Below are 20,502 nucleotides of genomic sequence, written 5' to 3' on the forward strand. Positions count from 1 at the left end.
TGTAAAGGTGTTCATGCCAGCGCTTCCGGGAAAATCGCTTCAACCGCCCGCCGCCAAGTATAGCGTCGATTGTAGTCGCTCAGCTCCGGCTGGGTCCGGTCGGCCAAATAGGCGGCGATTTGCTCGGCCGCCGCGTCCGTGGCGAGCGAGCAGGGAATTTGGCAGGCGCCGGGCGGGGTGATTTCCGGCAACGAGCCGCCGTCCGACACGACGATTTTGCGGTGGAAGCGGGCGGCTTCCACCACCGGTAGGCCGAAACCTTCGTAGGCCGATAAAAACATCAAGGCGTCGGTGTGGGCATACAGCGCTAGGAGTTCGGCGTCCGAGACGTTGCCCAGCACGCGGATGTCGGCGCGGTCGGCGATATAGGCGTCCAAATCGAAATCGAAGTTCCGCCGGGAACCGGCCAGCGCCAATCGGCCCTGGTAACCGTGGCGGTCGCGCAGCAACTTGAAAATATCGACGATGCGGCGCAGATGTTTGTGCGGACGACGGTCGCCGACGTAAAGCAGATACGGCGGGTTCAGCAGCGGCGGTTCGATGTCGCCGCCGGCGTCGGTCAGCACCGGTCCTTCGTAAGCCACCCGGACTTTGCCCGCCCAGCGTTCGCCGACCTGTTCGAGTATATCCTGGCGAGTCGTGGCCGACACCGCGTAACAGGCTTGCGCCCTGGCGACGTGGTGGCGCAGCATTTGTCGGAAATACAGTTTCTTGGCGAAGCCGAGCGACTGCACATAGCCGTCCACCAGCAGCGGAATCAAGTCGTGGACGACGAAGGCGCTCGGTATCTTGATCCCCAGCGGCATGTCGAAATGCGGATAGAAATAGCGGTCGGCGCCTTGCCGGTTGACCCAGCGCGGCACCGAGACGTGTTGACGGAACGAAATCGGCGGCGCATCGACGGCGTGCAAGCGGCAAGCGCCGAGTTCCAGATAACGTTGCAGGGCCCGATAGTGCATGCCGTTGGGATCGCAGCCCCGGTCGATCAGCACGTCGATGGTCAGGTCGGCGCGGCGCGGACTGTCCAACAGGGCGAGTAGCAGCGAGGCGGTGTAGCGGCCCAGGCCGGTGTATTGCAGCGCGATCGGGCGGGCGTCGTAGATCAGTTTCACGGTGGTCTGCTTGGGTTAACGGTGATTGACGGCCGGCGCTAGACGTTCGGCGATTTTTGTCAGCCAGCTATCGATGTCGTCCGGATCGGCTACCAACGCCGTCGGGTCGGCGATGGCCTCCGGCAGGCCGCCGCGCGCCGAAGCCACGACGGGAATACCTAGGACTTGCGCTTCCAGCACCACGCGGCCGAATGCTTCGTGCCAGCGCGACGGGACGATGACCAGTTTGGCGTGGGCGTAAACCCGGCCCGGCGATTGCCACGGCATCGATATCAGATTGCCGTCGCGTCGCTCGGTCAGGTTGCGCCGGTCGAACAAATAAAACCGCTCGCCGGGCAAACGCGCGGCGATTTTACGGGCGATATCGCCGCCCTTGAGAATATTGTCGCCGATCAGGACGATGCCTTTGTTCGACACGTAGGTCGCGTGTCGCGCGAAATCGGCTTGTAGCGTCGCGGTATCCAGCTCCGGATATTCAATGTCGATGGGGGCGTCCGGCGCCAAGCCCTGCAATTCCTGGGCGATAAAGTGCGAATTGGCGATCAGCCGCGACTTGGCGATGGCACGGCGCAAATCGCGCAACCACAAGCGCTCCAGCGGCCATTCGGCGAGCCGGTACAGCGCGAACAACCATCTTTTCAAGCCTTGCCGGTAGTTTCGGTTCCAGCCCAGCCCGTATTCGTCGCGCACCAGATACACGGTTTGGCCGGTAAAAGCGTTGATTACCGCCGGTGCGTACAGGCCGTAAGCGTAAAGTGCGTCGAAATCCTTCAAAGAGCTACCGAGTTCGCTTAGCGCGGCGCGGTTGCGCCAGTAGGCGAAAAAGCGGAAGCGCACCGTATCGGCCGGCAGCGAAATCGAGCGAATGTGCCAGGTGTCCGGCAGCGGCATGCGCAGCGACTCGGCGCCGTGGCTGCGCAGATTGGCGACGATGACGGCGGTGATATTGTCGCCGGCGGCTTCGCGGCGTTTCAACAGCTCCAAGGTGCTGTGTTCGGCGCCGCCGATGTTGTAACCGAAGTACTTGGAAAAGATCGCGATACGGGCCATCAAAAATTCCCGCCGGCAAACTGTAAGATCGCTTCGGCGCGCCGATGCCAGGAATAACGTTGTTCGGCGGCGCTCAGCGCGTTGGCGGCACGGCGCGCGGCGGCGGCTGGGTCGCTCAGGAATGCTTCGAAGCCGGCGTCGATACTGGTCGCTTGCTCGGGATCGAAACAAAACCCGACGCTGTCGTCGAAGACTTCGCCTATCGAGCCGATGCGGGCGCCGAGTATCGGGGTGCCGCTGGCCATGTATTCGAACAATTTCAGCGGCGAGGTACACCAGTAAATCGGCGAATGCCGGGTTGTCATATAAAACAGCAGATCGGCGGCGACCTGGTACTCGCGTATCGTGTCCGCCGGGCGGTGCGGCACGAACTGGACGTTGCTTAGGCCACGGTCGCGATAGTAGTCGCGCCAAACTGCGCACTCGCCGTCCTTGCCGCCGACATGCACGACAGTGATCTGTTCGCGGCCGCGCGCCAGGTATTCGAACAGTTCGGCGCCGCCTTTGTAGAGGCTGCCGGTATGTACCACCAAGAGTGTATCGGTCGGCAAATTCAGGCGTTGTCTGAGCGCGGCTTTCGGCAATGCACGCAACGGCGCGTAGGCTTCCGGAAAGGCGGCATTGTGGGCCGGCAGCAGGTTGGAGTCGCTAAAGCCGTAGACCTTGCGGTAGTGTTCGGCCAATGCCAGGCAATTTGTGGTCATTTTAAAGCGGCCCGCTCGGTTCAATAGCCGAAACAGGGTTTTGGGCAGCCAGCCGTGCGGTTGATCGTGCGCTTCGTAAACTACTTGGCCGCCGGCGAAAATCACGCAGAACGCGACGACGATGTCGCGGGTGACAAATAGAGCCGAGCGCTCGGCACGAGCACCGCTCAACGCCGCCAGACAGGCTCGGATATAGCGTTGCCATTGCTTGGCCGACCAGGGCAGCGGACGGTGCGCGAACGGCGGATTGCCGCTCAACCCGCCGGGCGAAATCAGCAGAAATTGCCCGGCCAGCCGGTCGTGGTAGGCCTGGGCCATCGACAGGATTTGACGGGCCTGGGCGCCGGACGCGGACAAGCTGGCACGGGTGATGTAAATAACGCGCATGCGGTTCCAATATTTTCAGCTAACGATCATGAAGCGGTTTTTTCGGCCGAACAAGCAAAAAACTTGGCGTGGGAACGGCCGGGCTTAAGCCGAACGCCCTTCCGCGCCGGACCAGGCCAGCAGCAATTTCGCGGTCGCCACGTTCAATACGGTATTGACCAGCAAGGCCAGCGCCAGCGCCAGCGGCTGGGTTAACTCCAGCGCGGCCAGCAAGGCCAGCAAGGCCGTGGCCGGCAAATAACTCAGCGGCGACACCCAATAGACTTGGCGTTGGGTGATGGCGTTGCTCAGCGTCGTCCGCCACACCAAGAACGGCGAGCCGGCCAAAATGGCCAAGGCCGCCAGCAAGGTATCGTTCCAGCCCTGTTCCAGCGCCAGCGCCAATGCCGCCAACCCGGTGCTGAGCAGCACCGAAGTCGCCAGCACCCAGCGGGCTCCGCGTCGGTATTGATCGCCCAAATCGCGATCTTGCCGGAATAGGCCGTGACGGACATGCAGGCGTTGTAGCACAAAGTCGGCGATGTTGGTCACCAGGCCGCAGACCTTTTGCAAAAAACCGAACAGGCCGGCGCTGCCGAAATCGGCTTGCGCGGCCGGAATCAGCAGCAAGTAGCGCACGCCTAACTGTTGCAGCAATTTGGAGAAAAACAGCGTCATCGCTTGATAGACCAAGTCGCGGTCGAGCCGGCGCAACGACAGATTGGCGTTCAGCCGGTAGTGCCGGCAGATTCGCAAGTTGCTCAAACAGCCGCCCAATAATTCCAGCGTGACGATTTGCAGCGCGTCGCCGTACCAAACCAGCGCGGCGGTCAAGCCCAGGCGTAACGCCGTTGCCTGCGCCAATTGCGCGTCCAGCAACTCGGCGTAACGCTCCGGATCGGCGATTTTGGCGGCGTGAATTCGAAATCCGCAACCGGCCACACAGAACAGCAACATAGACCCAAACCCGGCGGATAAGGGTTCCGGATACAAAGTGGCGAACAGGCCCGCCGCCCACGCTAGGCTGATCAGACCGGCATAAGTCGCGGCGCGATCGATCAACGCGTCGCTGGCGGCTTTATCGAGCGACAATGCCGCGCGGCGGCGGATCAATTGCTTATCCAGTCCCGACGCCGTCAGCAAGGTTGACAGATTGAACAAGGCCAGCAAACTCATATATTCGCCGATTTCCGCGAACGGCCAGCGCCATTGCATGACCAATAAAAACAGGCCTTGCGAGGCAACGCTGAGCAGGCGCAGCCAGATCGGTTTGACTACCGCGCGGGCTCGGGCGCGACGGGGGCGGGACGGAGCCGGCATCCGGTCCTACCAAATACTGTCGTGGCGGGTTTCGCCGGTGTAGGCGGAACCCGCCAATGCCGGTCTAGTCCGCATTCGCCAGACGCGCCCGCAACTCGGCAAACATTGCGCGGACTTCGTTCAGTTTCTCGGCGCGGTTTTGCCGGTAGGCGCCCCGATAATACGCGCGCCCGGCTTCGACGGTGTCGGCGTCGACCAAATTCAGCGGATATTGCCAAGCTTTTAGTAGCGATTCGTATTTTTCCGACCAGCCGACCGTCAGCAAGGGGACCTGCGCGTATAAGGCCAGGCAGCAGCCGTGGTAGCGTGCCGATACGCAAATCAGCGCTCGCGGCAACCAGTCCCAAACCGCTTCGGGATCGGGCGCGATGCTAACCTCGACGCTACCGGCGAGCGCGGCGCGGATTTCTTCGAGGTAGGCGGCCTTCTCGCCGGTATAAAACGACGCGATGACCACTTTCCGGATTGCGTCTCCGTGAGCGCTCAGCATGCGTTGGGCGGCCGCGACGATGTCGGCGGTTTGCGATTTAAAGTTGGGAATCACCAGCAGCACGTCGCGCGCTGCCGGGTCGTTCGCGGTTTCGAACGTGGCCAGCCGGGGGTGGCACAATACGAAGTCGGAGCACAGGCCGATGGGCTGGGGCAGGCCGAGCGCGGCGGCGGCGGCGTGGGAATGCGCGTCGCGGGCGTACACGATGTCGGCCAAGGCATAGAGTCCTTGGAAAATCGGGCGGTGCGCAGCTTGCTGAATCGACAGCGAATGGGGCAAAAACGCGATCTTGGCGCCGGCGGACTTGGCGAGCCGCAGCAAATGCAACTTATTGTTCATCAGCATCGGCGCATTCGCGTGGTCGTGCAAATAGCCGCTGATGTCCAGCACCGTACCGATGTCGGTCAGCGTTTTAAAGCCGAGCCGGGCGAACGGGCCCGGCGCCAGTCGCGCGCACCATCGGTCCAAGCCACGACGGATCAGCGCGTTCGGCATCAAGAAATAGCCCCGGTACCAGGCGTGCCACTGCGAGCCGCGCGGCATTTCGATGACCGGCGCCGCGCCATCCAGTAAATGATGGGCGACGGTTTCGAACATCAGCCGCGAACCGAAATTTTCGTAGCCGAAGCCGGTCAGCAATACCTGTTTTTTCACGATCAAACCTTGCAAATGCGTCCGCTTTTCGGAGACTTACCGCTGGAAAGCGCGGGGTTTTGGTGGCCGACCAACAGACAGAATACGATCTTCTGGGTGGCGGGTAAATTCAGAACGGCGCGGGATTGGCGATCGGTGTTTGGGCGGATCGGCCAGTTCAAATAGCAAGTGGCCAAGCCCCGGCTTTGCGCGGCCAGCGCGAACAGCAAGGAGGCGAAGCTGCAATCCATGACCGGCACGTGGCGGTCGCGCGGATGGTTCACCGCCGCCAGATCGGCGACGAAGGCCAGCACCGTGCAATGCTCGACGCCGGTGAAATTGGTCAGGCCGATGCTGTTTGCCAGCAGCCAGTCGCGTTTTTCCGGGGTTTCGACGATCAGTACCCGGTACGCTTCGCGGTTGCACGACGTCGGTATATGGCGAGTGTCGTGCAGGATCTCGGCGATGGCGTCGCCGGCGGGGGCAGGCGCGATGAAATGCCGGCAACTGGTGCGTTGGGCGAAGGCGGCGCGCAAGCTGGCGTAGTCGGGTGCATCGAGCGGGATCGCGACGTCGGCCGGCGCTTCGACCGGCAGCGCCGGATTGGCGTGTCGTTGCCGATATTCGGCGAGGACGTGGTCGCCCCAATCGGCGATGGCTGGCGGCAATTGCGAACGGTAGGTTTCGAAGTCGCGTTCGGTTTGGCCGGCATAGGCTTGTCCGAACGGAATCCGGCATTCCGGGTTGCGCAAGCCTTTTTCCAGCCGATGAATGTTACGGCGTAGCAAATATTCCTTGGCCTTGGCGCCGCGCCGCTGGCGGATACCGGCGAACAGCAGGCGGTTGTCGGCCAGAAAGACTCGGAAATATTCGCGAAGAGACTTTAATTTGCTGAACACGGGTGATAGGTCAATGGATTGAGCGGGCTAGCTCCCCGCGTAGCCGGCGGATTCTCCACTTAGCGGGCGGCCTTGTCAATCGGAGCGACGCAAGCGTGGGCGCGGTCGGCGAGTTCCCGATACATCTCGACGACCTTGGCGGCGTAACCGTCCCAACTGAATTGGCGCGCGCGCGCGCGGGCGTTGTCGCCCATCGCGCGGATTTGTTCGGGATGGGTCTTGAACCACAACATCCGCTCGCGCAACGCGGCGCGGTCGCCGGCCGGGATCACGAAGCCGTCGATGCCGTCGCGCACCACCGAGCCGGACGCATCGCTGACGATGGCCGGCAGTCCGCAGGCCATGGCCTCGAACACCGCCTTGGCCGAACCTTCCAGCCAGCTGGGAAAGACAAACACATCGCAATTCGGCAGGTATTCGAAGGTGTTGACGAAACCCGGCGTCAGTACCGGGTTGGTGGCGGCTGCGACATCGATTTCGGGATACAGTCGGCCGCACAAATGCAGGCTGTCGCCGGCAAAGGCCGGATCGCGCCAGGCATCCAGCAGCAGATCGACACCCTTGCGGCGGTTAATGTTGCCGGCGAAGCAGAAGTCCAGCGCCGCGCCCGGTTTTTTGGGCGGACGCGGCTTAGTCGGGCCGGAAGGCGGGTCCACGCCGAATTCGGCAATGCGGATTTTGTCCGGCGTCACGCCGATGCGTTGCAATTCCTCGGCGACGAACCACGATGGCGCGGCAATCAAGTCGGCCAGTTCGCACGCGGCTTGCTCGAAATCCAGCATGCTGCGATGGGTCATCAGAAAATCGAGGTCGTATTGCTCGGCGATGCGCAGTGAATACGCGGTCGGTGCGACCGGCATGTCCAACAGGACCGGAATACCGGCCGTCTTCAATGCCGTCAGCAATCGCGGGCAGGCGTCCCAGACGTGGGCGATCGGCCGTGGTCCGGCGCTGGCTTCTTGCCAGTGGCGGGCCGCGAACCACTCGAACAATTTGACGTCCGGATAGCGATGATTAAAGCCGGGGGCCAGGTAAATTCGGGTGGCGTTCAACAGTCTGGGGAGATGGCCGAGCCAGCCCATGTCCCGGTAGACAAAGCCCGGCGATTTGAGTTGAGCTTGGCGCGACAAACAATAGCCGCTATCACCTTGGGCCGACAGCGCGCGGATGATGCGCTCGGTGCGCACGCCGATATTGCCGGGCTTGCCGACGATGGTATTGGCGAAATGGCGGATATTCAACATGGCCGGAGGAGTGGGCAATACCCCCGCCCGGCGAGAGGTGGCCGGGATGAAGGGATCAAAAAACCTAAATTTGCGATTTGATAACGATATTCCGTCATTCGGAGGGTGTCGTAAAAGCCCCTCTCCTTGCGGGAGAGGGGTTGGGGAGAGGGTTCTGTTTCGACTTTTACGACACCCTCATTCCGACGGAGGACGCCGAATCCAGCCGCGTCAGAACACAAGACTTGGCGTTCTTGATTTGAGGTCCACTCTCGGTTATCGGTGTTTAGCTAGGCTTAAACCGGGCTGGTAAAAGCCGGGCGGGCTTGCCGTGCCAGCCGATCAGCGACCGTTACCGTGTTCGGCATAAACTGCGTAATGCCCATCCTTATCGAAAGACACGACTTTGTAGTCGTCCTGGCGGCCGCCCATTTCCATGCCGGGGCTGCCCATCGGCATGCCGGGCGCGGCCAACCCGGCGACGGCGGGTTTTTCCTTCAGCAATTTTTGCACGTCGGCGGCCGGGACGTGGCCTTCGATCACGTAGCCGTCCACGACGACGGTGTGGCAGGACGCCAATTTCTCCGGCACGCCGTAACGGGCCTTGATTTGATCCATGTCCGAGCTGATCACGTCCTTGATTTTAAAGCCGCTGTTTTCGGCATGCTCCAGCCATTTGCCGCAGCAACCGCAGGTTGGGCTGCGGTAGACGGTCATTTCGGGTTGGCTGGATTCCTCGGCGAATAACAGACCGCTGAACATCGTAGCCAGCGTTAAAACGGAAATTTTCGCTATTTTCATAAGAGCCTCTTCATTCGCCATTCAGCGTTGCGATAATCGTGCGCGGCCCCGCGTGATTGCGGTGTTCGCATAAATAAATCCCTTGCCAGATGCCCAATGCCAATTGGCCGTCGCCGACCGGTATCGTCAGCGAGCTGCCGAGGATCACGGTCTTGATGTGGGCGGGCATGTCGTCCGCTCCTTCGAGGGTGTGACGGTAGTAAGGTTCATTTTCCGGCACCGCTCGGGAAAAGTAACTTTCCAGGTCGCGGCGCACATCGGCGTCGGCGTTTTCGTTGATCGCCAACGAGGCCGAGGTGTGTTGCAAAAACAAATGCAGCAGGCCGACTTCCAGTTCGCGAATTTCGGGCAGCTGGTTGACGATCTCCCGGTTGACCAGATGAAAACCACGCGGTTTGGCCGCCAATTGCAAGCGCTTTTGAAACCACATCAGCCGGCGCGATGGTATTGCGGACTGAATTCGCGCACGGCATCGACCATCGCCTTGACGTGCTCGGGGGCGATGTCCGGCAAAATGCCGTGACCGAGATTGAACACGTGGCCGGTGCCGTGGCCGAAGTCGTGCAGGATCTTGCCGACCTTGGCGCGGATCACCTCGGGCTTGGCATACAGCGTAATCGGGTCCATATTGCCTTGCAAGGCCACCTTGGCGCCGACGCGGGCGCGGGCGTTGGCGATGTCGGTCTGCCAATCCAAACCCAGTGCGTCGTAGCCGGTGTCGGCCATCGTTTCCAACCACAGGCCGCCGCCCTTGGTGAACAAGATGGTCGGGATTTGCCGGCCGTCGCGCTGGGTGTTCAGCAGTTCCCGCACCTGGCGGGCGTAGCTCAACGAAAACTCCAGATAATCGTCGTGGCTAAGCATGCCGCCCCAAGTGTCGAACAGCATCACCGCGTCGGCGCCGGCGGCGATTTGCGCGTTCAAATACGCGGCCACCGCTTGCGCCAGTTTGTCCAGCATTTGATGCATCAAGGCCGGTTCCTCGAACATCATGCTTTTGACTTTCTGAAAGCTTTTGCTGCCCTTGCCTTCCACCATGTAAGTCGCCAAGGTCCACGGGCTGCCGGAAAAGCCGATCAGCGGCAGTCGGTTGCGCAGATTGGATTTGATTAGACGCACGGCGTCGACGACGTAACGCAATTCGGTTTCAGGATCGGGAATCGGCAGGCGCTTGACGTCGTCGGCAGTGCGGATCGGATGGGCGAATTGCGGGCCCTCGCCCTCGGCGAAGGATAAACCCAAGCCCATCGCGTCCGGTATCGTCAGAATGTCGGAAAACAGGATGGCGGCATCGAAGCCAAAGCGCTCCAAAGGTTGCAGGGTTACTTCGCAAGCCAGTTCCGGGTTGGTACACAGTTGCATGAAACTGCCGGCTTTGGCGCGGGTAGCGCGGTATTCGGGCAGATAGCGGCCGGCTTGGCGCATCATCCAGACCGGGGTGCGTTCGACCGGTTGTTTTAACAGCGCTCTAAGGAATAAGTCGTTTTCTATTGTTGTCATCGGTGAGAAGGTGGTGAGTGATCAGCGTTTGCCGTCTTTTTGAATGGCCTTGAACCGGATCGGCTGGGCGGTTTGAAATTCGCCGGGCATCAGCGTTTTAAACTGATTGGCTTCCGCCGGGCTGGCGAACGAACCGTAAATCAGCACGAACTTTTCCTGATCGCCCTGGCGAATCGTGTAGTACTTCAGACTCTCGCTGTATTCCGCGTATTTTTTGAAAAAGCGCGGCAGGCCGGCTTTATTCGACAGCGTCATGACTTGCAGCGTGTAATGAGTGCCCGGTTGAGCGGCAATCCAGTCGCTATCGCCCTGATCCGACGGCTTGGTCGGTTTCGCCGGCTTTTCGGGCGGCTTGCCGGCGACGACCGGCGGCGTCGCGGATTCGGTTTTGCTCGGAACCGTCGGCGTCACGGCCGGTGTCGGCGGCGCAACGGGCGGAGTCGCCGCAGTGGTTGCCGCAATCGGCGCCGGAAGGCTGGGAGCAGCCACTGGCGCGGGCTGCGCTGCGACGGGTGCCGACGCGGTTTGCACGGCGTTTGGTTCGTTTTCGGCCGGCGCGGCTTTAGTCGTTTGCGGCGGAGTTGGAACTGACAGAGTGGATTGCGGCGCTGGCGGCGGCACCGGTTTTGCCGCGTCGGCGGGACGTTCGTCAACCTGCGCGGTCGGCGCCGGTCCGTCAAGCGGCTTGGATGCCGGTGCCGGCGTTTCAGCCGGGGCCTGAGCGGATGGATTCACCGGCTCGGCCGGTAGCACTTGGCTCGTCGGCTTGCCGAGGGACGGCGCGGCGACGAGGGTTTTCTCGTCATTGTTCGGCCACAACCAAACCATTGCACCCCCGGTGCCGGCGATCACCGCGATGACTCCCAGCCATAATCCCCAGCGCGCGCCGGTTCGGCCTTGTTGCTCGGCCAGTTTCGGCAGTTCTTCGAGTATCCGGCCGGGAATGCCGTGGGTTTCCAGGTACAGCGCTTCGATCAACGGGTCGGTGACCGCGTTGAACGAAATGGCGGAACCCGGTTGGGCCGACAGGTTTTGCAGAAAATCCCGATAATGGCGCTGCTTGAGCGGCGGCAGTTCGATGACGTGGGCGTCTTCGATGCGCCGGTCGGTACCGGCCTTGATGCTGAATTGGTCGTGGCTCAGTGCGAATACCAGATGCAGGCCCGGTAGCGAATCGGCGAATTCGATCAACATCGTGATCAGCCCCGGCATCAGATGGCCGGCATCGTCGATCAACAGCACCACCGCCTGCTTGCCGCAAAGTTCGCGCAGTCGAGTCAAATCGAAACTGGCGGCAAGATTAGGGATATTCAGGCTGCGCAACAATTCGTGGACGATAGTCTCGAAGCTCGACGCCGGTGTCGCTTTTAACAGCGAGATTTGCCATTGTTCGCGCTGGCTTTGTTGCAAGGCTTCCAGCAGCGTGGTCTTGCCGATGCCCGGCGGGCCGCAGACGACCAGGGCTTGCTGCAGATTGCTCAGTAAATGCACCAACAAGTCCAGCTTTTGGGCGCGCTCCGGCGTCAATAGGCTGCGCTCGGGCCTATGATCCAGCGTGCGCTTTTGGTAGCTGTAAGTCAGATTTTCGTTATCCGGCATAAGCGTTCAAGGTTGCCTGCAACGGCGCTCTCTCCACGCTGATCGGCAACAAGGCCTTGCCGAGCGCTTCCAACAAAATCACCCGAATCTTGCCGTCGACGTTTTTCTTGTCCACCGCCATCAAGTCCAGATATTGCTCGGAGCTCATCTCGGTCGGCGGCCGGGTCGGCAGGCCGGCGGCGTGCAAAATCGCCAGTACGCGCGCGACATCGGCATCGCTCAGATAACCCAGCCGGCGCGAAAGATCGGCCGCGAAGCCGGTGCCTATCGCCACCGCCTCGCCGTGTAGATATTGGCCGTAACCGCAACCGGTTTCGATGGCGTGGCCGAAGGTGTGGCCCAGGTTCAAGGTGGCCCGTACGCCGTTTTCGAATTCGTCTTCGCCGACTACCGCCGCCTTATTGGCGCAGGAGCGTTCGATCGCATAAGCCAAGGCCGCTTTGTCACGGGCCAGCAACTTCGGCATGTTGGCTTCCAGCCAGTCCAGAAACTCCGGATCGCGGATCAAGCCGTATTTGATCACTTCGGCCAAGCCGGCCGACAATTGGCGATCGTCCAGGGTATCGAGCACGTCGGCGTCGGCGATCACGCATTGCGGCTGATAGAACGCGCCTATCATGTTCTTGCCGAGCGGATGGTTGACGCCGGTCTTGCCGCCGACCGATGAATCGACTTGCGCCAGCAAGGTGGTCGGAATCTGGATGAAGGCGATGCCGCGCTGGTAGCAGGCCGCCGCGAAACCGCCCATGTCGCCGATGACGCCGCCGCCCAGCGCGATTAGCGTGGCATTGCGGCTGAATTTGTTGGCCAGCAGCCCGTCGAAAATCTTTTCCAGATATTGCAGGGTTTTGTACTGTTCGCCGTCGGGCAAGATGACCGTTTCGGTTTGGTAATCGCCGAGCGCGGCTAGCAACTTGGGCAGATACAAAGGCGCTACCTTGTCGTTGCTGACGATCGCGACCTGCTTGGAACGGATGTGCCGGGTCAGCAGCTCGGCTTGGCCGAGCAGGCCGGCGCCGATATAAATCGGATAGCTTCGTTGCTTGTCGAGTTCAACTCGCAGCTCTTTCATGGTTCTCCAGGGCGGCTTGATATTGCTGCAAAATGGTTTTGACGACGGTCTTGCCCGGCAACATGCCGGAATCGATTCTAAAGTCCGCGCATTCCCGGTACAGAGGGTCGCGGATGGCAAACAGTTCCTGCAAGCGCTGGCGTGGATTCTCGGTGCGCAGCAGCGGCCGCTGAGTATCGTGTTTGGTGCGGTGCAGGATTTTGTCGATCGAACAATGCAAATAGACGACAAAGCCGCGGGTTTTCAGGGCCTCGCGGTTTTCCGGCCGCAGTATCGAGCCGCCGCCGGTTGCCATCACGATGCCGTCCAGTCCGGTCAATTGGCGAATCATCGCCTGCTCCCGGTTGCGAAAGCCTTCCTCGCCTTCGTAGGCAAAGATGGTCGGGATGTCGGTGCCGGTGGTTTCTTCTATGACCTTGTCGCTGTCGTAAAACGGCCATTGCATCGCTTTCGCGACCTGCTTGCCTATCGTGGTTTTACCGACACCCATCAGGCCGATCAGATAGATATTGGGAGCTGGTTTCATGGCGCGGATGGGAAGCGGCTATCAAAAAATCCGGCCATTATGCCGTCTTTTGCCGTCGAACGAAACGCCAGCCAACCCGCGAACACGGCAAATCGAGATTTGCACTCCGCACAGCGACTCGAACAGACCCTACCGGAGTGCAAACCTCGGTTTGCCTCTCTGCTTATTCAAACTGAGCCGCTATTTGCCGCTGGATTTTTTCCGCCATGGTTTTGCGGTCCGCCGCGTCGCGGATCGGCCGGCCCACCACCAAATAATCGGCGCCGCTTTGGATGGCCTGTTCTACGCTGACCGCCCGTTTCTGGTCGTCATCTTCCCGGTTGTCGACCGGTCGTATGCCCGGCGTAATCACCAATAACTTGTCGCCCAACTGGGCGCGAATCAATTCCGCTTCCATGCCCGACGACACGATACCGTCGCAACCAATTTGCAGTGCCCGTTTGGCGCGCGACAGCACCAGTTCGCGCACGTCGCATTGAAAGCCCAAGTCGTCCAAATCGCCCCGGTCCAGACTAGTCAAAGCCGTCACCGCCAAGACCTTCAGATTGCCCTTGGCTTCGGTCGCGGCTTCCATGATGGAATCGTTGCCGTGTATCGTAGCAAGATCCACGCCCTTGCTACTCAGGGCTTTGATCGCTCGCCCGACGGTGGCGGGTATGTCGAAAAACTTTAGGTCCACGAAGACTTTTTTGTCGCGCGCCTTCAACCATTCGATAAAGCCGAAATAGTCGCCGGACATAAACAGTTCCATACCGACTTTATAAAACACCACGGAATCGCCCAGTTCCTCGACCAGGGCTTGGGCTTCGGCGATGCTGGCGACGTCCAGCGCCATGATCAGGCGTTCGCGAGGAGGAATAGGTTTTTGAGAGATAAAGGTATTTGACATGAGAAGTCCGAATTAACGTTAACGGCGAGATTTTAACCGCAAGCCGGATTTAAATTGGGAGCATTTGCTGGCCCGTCAAAGGCCTGGGCGGGGATAAACACGCAAACACCCTGTCCGCGCGGGAAGGGCGGAACAAAATGACTAAGCCGCGCGAGGCTTTCCTGCGATTTATCCAAGTCGGTGTAGGCCGAATTCGTGACCGTTTTCCGAGCGTGACGTGAACAAGCGACGGAACTTTTCCTGGAAAAACTTTCACGGAATGGATTTTTGCATCATTATTAACTTGGAAAAGTGGAGTAACCGATGACGAAAACATTAGGATGTCATTAAAAACGACAGATCGGAATGCCATTCGCGTATAAATCGGCCGTTTGTTTACGGCTGCGGGAATGCTCGCATTCGGGGCGGGGAGTCGTAAAGCATTGATTAGCAGGCTAAAGGTATCGCCGAAAGGCGTTTTGCGACTTTGTCGGCGTGATGATGAACCAAGATGGTGCGGTTGCAACGCTATGTGATGGTCGGCAAAAAACTCGACACTGGGCACTTAGCGCGTGTTGTGCCTGATGAAGATTGGCTTATCGGTGTATCCTTAAGGCGCACTCGGGATGGTGTGTTCGGTCACGCTTGACATTGCTGCGGTGGGCCACGAGTGGAACCAGCGTTTAGAGGTATGGCAATCGTCGGGGGCTTCCCGGCTAGCAGGGATAACTGGTGTGCATTTTGCTGGCAGTTACGTTTGAATCCAGTCGCCGCATCGAACGGCTGGCTTATAGAAGCGGCCTATCAGTGTTTGCAACGACTTAAAACACCGAAAGGCCGAATCGATAGTCGGGTAGGGAGCCTAGATTCATGGGGCTGAAATAAAGTGCTGATAAATTATTGGATCAGCGCGGATCAATCGGATGTTCAACGAATAGTCTATAACTTCTGGATATGAACCAACTTCGCTCAAAAGGATTTATCCGTCCCTTGCGGCCTGAAATGCAAGGGGTTAAACGCGCCATCGATACCGGGATCATTTTTGTGTCGATGTTTGCGTCGCTGGAGCTCTATCAAATCCCTTTCACGCGCGAGTATTTGATCCTCTTCATCGCTTGTACGGTGTTGTTCGGTATCTTCGCCGAACATCAAGAGATCTATCACGGTTGGCGCGGCGACCCGATGTTCGACGATGCATTGCGGATTTTACTGTCGTGGATAGGCTCGTTTGCGGTGGTGTCCAGCGGCGTGTACTTGCTGGAGCCGGATTTCGAATTCTCCAAGCAAGTGCTCGAGTTGTGGTTTCCGCTGGTGCCGTTGGGCATTATATTGGTGCACACGCTGCGGCGAGCGACATTGTCGTTTCTGCGTTTGCACGGCTTGAATGTCCGTTATTACGCGATATTGGGTGCCAATCCACTCGGCAAGCGCTTGAATATCGCGCTGACCGAAATGCCTTGGTTGGGCTACCATTTTGCCGGCTACTTTGACGATCGCGTCGAAAACCCGCAACGCCGCGAGCAAGGCGAGTTGATAGAAGACGACATTACCGGCGATTTCAAGGAATTGTTAAAGCGCAGTCAGCGTGGCGAGATCGACCATATCTACATTACCCTGCCGCTCCGCGCCGAAGTACGGATCAATCAGTTGATTCGCGAACTGGCCGACAGTACGGTGTCGGTGAATATCGTTCCCGATTTTTTCACCTTCAACCTGATGCAATCCAAACTCAGCAGCGTCAAGGGTATCCCGGTAGTCAGCGTGTTCGACACCCCGCTCAATTCGGTGTTGGACGGTATGGCCAAACGTCTGGAAGACTTGGTGTTGTGCGCGCTGATTTTGCCGCTGATCGCGATTCCGATGCTTCTGATTGCGCTCGCGGTCAAGGTCACTTCGCCTGGTCCCGTCATCTTCAAACAATTGCGTTACGGCGTAAAGGGCGAGCCGATCGAAGTCTGGAAATTCCGCTCGATGTCGGTCTGCGAAAACGGCGACACCGTCAAGCAAGCCACCGCCAACGACAGCCGGGTCACGCCGCTGGGCGCGTTTTTACGGCGGACATCGCTGGACGAATTGCCGCAATTTCTTAACGTTCTGCGCGGTACAATGTCCGTGGTCGGCCCGCGTCCGCACGCGATTGCCCATAACGAATACTATCGCAAGCAAATCCAGGGTTACATGCTGCGCCACAAAATGAAACCCGGCATCACCGGCTTGGCGCAAATCAGCGGCTGCCGGGGCGAAACCGAAACCATCGACAAAATGCAGGCCCGCATTCACTACGATCTGGAATACATCCGCCAATGGTCGCTGTGGCTGGACATCAAGATCGTATTCATGACCGTCTTCAAGGGCTTTGTCGGGGAGCAGGCGTATTAATTGTTTGCCCGCCGGTAGAACAGCAAACCGCACAACGCGGATGTCGCTAAACCGAAAACGATACCAATGCAGTCGATAAAGATGTCGCCCAGTTGCGGTCCTCTGCTCGGGATAAAGAGCTGTAAGATCTCGCTGCTGGTTGCGAACAGGCTCATCAAGAAAAACCGGCTGGCGGAAATCGGCCGAAACCGGTTGCCGGCGCCTATGGCCCAGGCGAGTAACGCAAACATCGTAAAATGGCCCAGTTTGTAAATATCGATGATCGGAATCGAAAAATCCAAATTAAACGTTTGTACAAATTCGGCGTGATCGCCGTGTGGTGCCAAAGCGGCGGCCGGCCATAGGGTTTCGCCGAGAATTTCCTTCAGCGATTCAGGCATCAAAACCCCGGCCAGAATGCCGAAAGTTGCCAGCAACACCAAGCGATTCGACGGGGTGTTTAAACGATTCATAACAAAGGGCCAGCCAATCCAAAAACCGAGGGCCAGCCAGGCCGCGAAGAGTACAGAACGGTAGCGGGCGAATTCAGGATTTAACTGTACAGCGTGCAAATTGAGTCCTGTAACCAGAAAGCGCCCTCGACTATGCACCAATTGGGCGCTGACTTGCAGACTAGTGGTATCCGGGCTGACTTGAAATACCCGTTGATGTTGGGTCCAATCGGAAGTGCCGAATAGCGATGCCAGCACATGTGGACGGTCGTAGCGCGGTTTCCCGGAATGGTCATAAGCCACGAGTACGATACGCGCGATTTCCCAGTCGAGCGGTCCCTTGACGACGTTTTCCACTTTGAGGGTTGCGGAAAGTTGCAATAATGTTCCGGGCGCGGAAGGTGGAAGCGACTGATTGATTGAGATAATTTTGTCGCCCATATCGCTGCTTAGAGCAATGCCGCTACGGGGTGTATTGCTGACGGCCGAAACCGAAGCATCGGTTGGTGAGCGAGTGGCTTCATCCGCCTGTTTAAAGGCTAGAACACCGTCACGGGACCACGACCAATGGGATAGCCCGTCAAGGAAATTCGGGTTTGCCAGAAGTTCCGGGCCGGCGCTCAAAACTTGCGGATACCGATTGAAATAACCAATAGTCGCCAGTCCGAGCAGAACGGCGCAGAGGACTTTAGGCAATAAGCGAGTCTGATATATGGGGTGATGGTCGGTTGATGTCATTCGTAGTCGAACAGCGATTTAGGTTGGAAAGCGAGCGGACGATTATTTAAAGCCGCTGGAAATTCTAACAGGAAGAGGTCAATTCAATCCGTGATGCGAAGATGGCAAGAAAATATAAATCGCAGTCGAACGACGTATAGCGGCCGGAGTAAAACCGGTTTGAAACAAGGCGAGTCGGCAAGCGATTTGAGTTTTTGATTTTCAACGAATTAAATGAGCATATTAAATAGCGTTAAATGGAATTATCTTGGAGTGGTAATCAAAGGCGTTTCCCAGTTGGCCGTGCTGGGCGTCATGGCCAGATTGTTGACGCCGGAAGAATTCGGGTTAATGGCGCTAGCCTTAGTTGCCGTTAAATTCGGCGGATATTTTTCGGACTTTGGATTGTCTGCCGCCATTCAGCAAAAAGACGAAATTGACGACGCGGATATTCAGTCTTCGTTTTGGTTTTCGCTCGTGACCGGCGTCGTGTTCTGTGCGGTTACCGTTTGGCTGGCAGAGCCGCTGTCGGTTTTTTTCGAATCGCCTAAGCTGGTGCCTGTCATCCAGTTGATGGCCTTTAATTTTGTACTGATCGGTGCCGCCGCGACATCCACTGGACTGATCAAGCGGCGAATGCAATTCAAATATTTATCGATACTGGAGACCGTAAACTATTTAATCTCCAACGGACTCATTGGTATCGTATTAGCTTATTTAGGTTATGGGGTGTACAGCTTGGCGATTGCGAACCTAAGCCAATCGCTGATTTTGCTGATCGCCTGCTACTTTAAGACCAAACACACGTTACGCATTAACTTAAGAATGTCCGCGTACAAACATATATTAACCTTTGGTGGAGGGTATTCGGTAGCCAGCTTTATGACGTTTGTCGGCTCGAATATCGACCACATTCTGGTCGGCAAGTTCTTTGAATCGGCGGAACTGGGCTTGTGGAACCGAAGCCGTAATATTATATCCCTGCCGGCATACAATCTTTTGGTTTCGATTACCCGCGTATTGTTGCCGGCCTATTCCCGCTATCAGCAACAACCAGACTTATTTGCGCAACTTTACTTGAAAAGCCTGACGATGACCGGCTTCTTCCTGATTCCGGTCGGCGCAGGCATGTATGCCGCCGCACCGCAATTAGTCGACGTTTTATTGGGGGCGAATTGGCAGTCGGCGGTCCCGTTCGTTTGCATGTCGGCTCTATTCGTACCGATAGAAATGCTGGCCAGCGTGGCGGCTACCGCATGCAGCGCATTGGGCGTGCTGTCCATGCAAATTCGGCTGCAAATCTATTTGCTGATCTTGTCGATACCAGCGATGTTGTATTACGCGGTAAATCATCAATTACAGATGATACTGTGGGTCTTGACAGGCTATTACTGGCTGCGCTTTACCGCATATATCCTGATTCTGGGATACAAACTAAAAATTAAAGTCGTCACGCATCTTCAAATTCTGGGGTCTCAGTTGGCCTGCGGAGCATGGGTTGCGGCGCTGATTTACTTGTTGGAAAACAAATTCGCTTGGATTGGGGCTTTTCGCTTATTGCCGGCCGAGGCCGCGTTGGGTGGTATCGGCTTAATGACTTTTATTGTTTTCGGCCCGGCGCGGTATTTTAGAGCAATCATTCGAGAGTTTTTAGCCGGTCGATCCGCGGCAAGTAAAACGGCACGAATGGCAAACTTAATATTAAAGAAAGGATATTGATGATGAAAAAACTCAGGCTGCTGTATCTGCCGGTCGAAACAGCCGAGGGCGATCAACGAGCTAGACGAAAAATTTTCGCCGACATGCTTTCCGAAGGCCGCTTGGAAGCGCTGGAAATCTTTTCGTATCGAATTTTCGGACGTGAACACGGTTGGGATGCCATGGCGGAAAAGGTCTACGAAATTGCAAAAGATTTCAGTGCGGATGCAATTTATTGGCATGGACTCTGGACCGGACATTTAAACGAGCAAATCATGGCAAGGATCAGGGATTTACCGACCAAGCCGGCGATCTGTAACGAAAACGGCGATCCGTTCGGCAATTTTTGGGTCGTGCCCTATCCTAAGTGTCTATTGTCTTTAATTAAGTACACCGATGTTTGTTTCAACTCAGGACTGGGGCGCGTAGCGGAATATTTGAAAAGACATGGCGCGAGGCATGTTTATTTATTGCCGCACGGATACGACGAGGTATCATTTGGCGAGCCTATAAAAACCGAAAGGGATTATCAGAACGACTTAGTGATGATCGCCAATCAATGGAAATCTCGCCGGCCCTTCGCATCCGCGCCCGGAGCTAAAGAACGGTCCAAGTTAATTGCCGCGCTACAAGAAGAGTTCGGAGATAAATTTGCGCTCTATGGAAAAGGCTGGGACAAGTTCCAGTGTGCCAGAGGGCCTATCGACTTTTTTAAACAGGTCGATGCATATAACGCATCCAAAGTCGCAATCGGTATTCCGCAATTTAGCGACATCGAATATTACGACTCCAATCGTCCGTTCAACACCATCGCAATGGGTATCCCTTACGTTTCCGGTTATTCGCCGAAATTTGATGAAATCTTGAAGGACGGGGTACATTGCCATTATTTCAAAACGCCCAATCAAGCCGTCGATAAGGTTAAATGGTTGCTCAGTATGCCTGAACAGCAAAGACTGGAGATGGCCTTAAACGCAGCTGACTATGTTAGGCATCATCACACCCAACGAAGCAGAATGGAAATTTTATTATCTACGTTGGAAGGGATTTGGACGCATAAACATTATAATTCTGCATTTCCTGAAGAAATAAAAAATTTTATCGCCCAATAAGT

18 protein-coding genes are annotated in these 20,502 nt (G+C 57.5%); 3 read left to right on the forward strand and 15 right to left on the reverse strand.

The genetic code is table 11. The annotated features are described in order from the left end of the window. Positions 1-11 precede the first annotated feature (11 nt). From ACQE3E_RS03145 to pyrF, 14 genes are all read right to left on the reverse strand, one after another. Positions 12-1,112, reverse strand: a complete 1,101-nt coding sequence (locus tag ACQE3E_RS03145) for a glycosyltransferase (RefSeq protein ID WP_313729105.1) — start codon at positions 1,110-1,112, stop codon at positions 12-14. A 15-nt stretch (positions 1,113-1,127) separates the two neighbouring features. Then, positions 1,128-2,162 carry a glycosyltransferase family 4 protein gene (locus ACQE3E_RS03150; protein ID WP_313729104.1) on the reverse strand — a complete coding sequence of 345 codons (1,035 nt, stop codon included), beginning with the start codon at positions 2,160-2,162 and terminating at the stop codon, positions 1,128-1,130. Further along, on the reverse strand, positions 2,162-3,253 hold the full coding sequence (locus ACQE3E_RS03155; RefSeq protein ID WP_427501211.1) for a glycosyltransferase family 4 protein: 1,092 nt from the start codon (positions 3,251-3,253) through the stop codon (positions 2,162-2,164). The genes ACQE3E_RS03150 and ACQE3E_RS03155 overlap by 1 nt, the downstream gene beginning before the upstream one ends. 84 nt (positions 3,254-3,337) lie before the next feature. Further along, positions 3,338-4,552: a hypothetical protein gene (locus ACQE3E_RS03160; protein ID WP_427501212.1), complete on the reverse strand. Its 1,215-nt coding sequence runs from the start codon at positions 4,550-4,552 to the stop codon at positions 3,338-3,340. A gap of 64 nt (positions 4,553-4,616) precedes the next feature. Further along, the gene (locus ACQE3E_RS03165; RefSeq protein ID WP_427501213.1) at positions 4,617-5,696 is read right to left on the reverse strand and encodes a polysaccharide pyruvyl transferase family protein; all 1,080 of its coding nucleotides are present in this window, start codon (positions 5,694-5,696) and stop codon (positions 4,617-4,619) included. A 2-nt stretch (positions 5,697-5,698) separates the two neighbouring features. Then, positions 5,699-6,574 carry a nitroreductase family protein gene (locus ACQE3E_RS03170; RefSeq protein WP_071155899.1) on the reverse strand — a complete coding sequence of 292 codons (876 nt, stop codon included), beginning with the start codon at positions 6,572-6,574 and terminating at the stop codon, positions 5,699-5,701. Between the two features lie 59 nt (positions 6,575-6,633). Next, positions 6,634-7,836: a glycosyltransferase family 4 protein gene (locus ACQE3E_RS03175; protein ID WP_427501214.1), complete on the reverse strand. Its 1,203-nt coding sequence runs from the start codon at positions 7,834-7,836 to the stop codon at positions 6,634-6,636. Between the two features lie 303 nt (positions 7,837-8,139). Beyond that, the gene (locus tag ACQE3E_RS03180; RefSeq protein WP_064024111.1) at positions 8,140-8,598 is read right to left on the reverse strand and encodes a DUF411 domain-containing protein; all 459 of its coding nucleotides are present in this window, start codon (positions 8,596-8,598) and stop codon (positions 8,140-8,142) included. 10 nt (positions 8,599-8,608) lie between these two features. Next, complete coding sequence (locus ACQE3E_RS03185; RefSeq protein WP_071155903.1) at positions 8,609-9,028, reverse strand: secondary thiamine-phosphate synthase enzyme YjbQ; 420 nt, start codon at positions 9,026-9,028, stop codon at positions 8,609-8,611. Next, on the reverse strand, positions 9,028-10,098 hold the full coding sequence (gene hemE, locus ACQE3E_RS03190) for a uroporphyrinogen decarboxylase (protein WP_427501215.1): 1,071 nt from the start codon (positions 10,096-10,098) through the stop codon (positions 9,028-9,030). The genes ACQE3E_RS03185 and hemE overlap by 1 nt, the downstream gene beginning before the upstream one ends. A 21-nt stretch (positions 10,099-10,119) precedes the next feature. Next, positions 10,120-11,697 (reverse strand): SPOR domain-containing protein, encoded by a 1,578-nt coding sequence (locus ACQE3E_RS03195; RefSeq protein WP_427501216.1) that lies wholly within the window; start codon positions 11,695-11,697, stop codon positions 10,120-10,122. Beyond that, on the reverse strand, positions 11,687-12,769 hold the full coding sequence (gene aroB, locus ACQE3E_RS03200) for a 3-dehydroquinate synthase (protein WP_427501217.1): 1,083 nt from the start codon (positions 12,767-12,769) through the stop codon (positions 11,687-11,689). Before aroB ends, ACQE3E_RS03195 begins: the two co-directional genes overlap by 11 nt. Then, entirely contained in the window at positions 12,750-13,295 is a 546-nt protein-coding gene (locus ACQE3E_RS03205) for a shikimate kinase (protein WP_064024119.1), read from the reverse strand. The genes aroB and ACQE3E_RS03205 overlap by 20 nt, the downstream gene beginning before the upstream one ends. A 163-nt stretch (positions 13,296-13,458) precedes the next feature. Next, a complete protein-coding gene (gene pyrF / locus ACQE3E_RS03210) occupies positions 13,459-14,184 on the reverse strand; it encodes an orotidine-5'-phosphate decarboxylase (protein ID WP_427501218.1) in 726 nt (241 codons plus the stop codon). A 981-nt stretch (positions 14,185-15,165) separates the two neighbouring features. Between pyrF and ACQE3E_RS03215 the strand changes: the two genes are divergently transcribed. Beyond that, entirely contained in the window at positions 15,166-16,542 is a 1,377-nt protein-coding gene (locus tag ACQE3E_RS03215; protein WP_254786686.1) for an undecaprenyl-phosphate glucose phosphotransferase, read from the forward strand. Here ACQE3E_RS03215 and ACQE3E_RS03220 read toward each other — a convergent pair. Then, the gene (locus ACQE3E_RS03220) at positions 16,539-17,354 is read right to left on the reverse strand and encodes a VanZ family protein (protein ID WP_427501219.1); all 816 of its coding nucleotides are present in this window, start codon (positions 17,352-17,354) and stop codon (positions 16,539-16,541) included. The two genes, ACQE3E_RS03215 and ACQE3E_RS03220, sit on opposite strands and share 4 nt — an antisense overlap. A 570-nt stretch (positions 17,355-17,924) precedes the next feature. Here ACQE3E_RS03220 and ACQE3E_RS03225 point away from each other — a divergent pair. Together ACQE3E_RS03225 and ACQE3E_RS03230 are read left to right on the forward strand one after the other, a co-directional pair. Further along, positions 17,925-19,409, forward strand: coding sequence for a lipopolysaccharide biosynthesis protein (locus ACQE3E_RS03225; protein WP_313729093.1), 1,485 nt, complete (start codon positions 17,925-17,927; stop codon positions 19,407-19,409). After that, on the forward strand, positions 19,409-20,500 hold the full coding sequence (locus ACQE3E_RS03230) for a glycosyltransferase family protein (RefSeq protein WP_313729092.1): 1,092 nt from the start codon (positions 19,409-19,411) through the stop codon (positions 20,498-20,500). Before ACQE3E_RS03225 ends, ACQE3E_RS03230 begins: the two co-directional genes overlap by 1 nt. Positions 20,501-20,502 lie beyond the last annotated feature (2 nt).

Source organism: Methylomonas sp. MED-D, assembly GCF_050276835.1.
Classification (GTDB): Bacteria; Pseudomonadota; Gammaproteobacteria; order Methylococcales; family Methylomonadaceae; genus Methylomonas; species Methylomonas koyamae_A.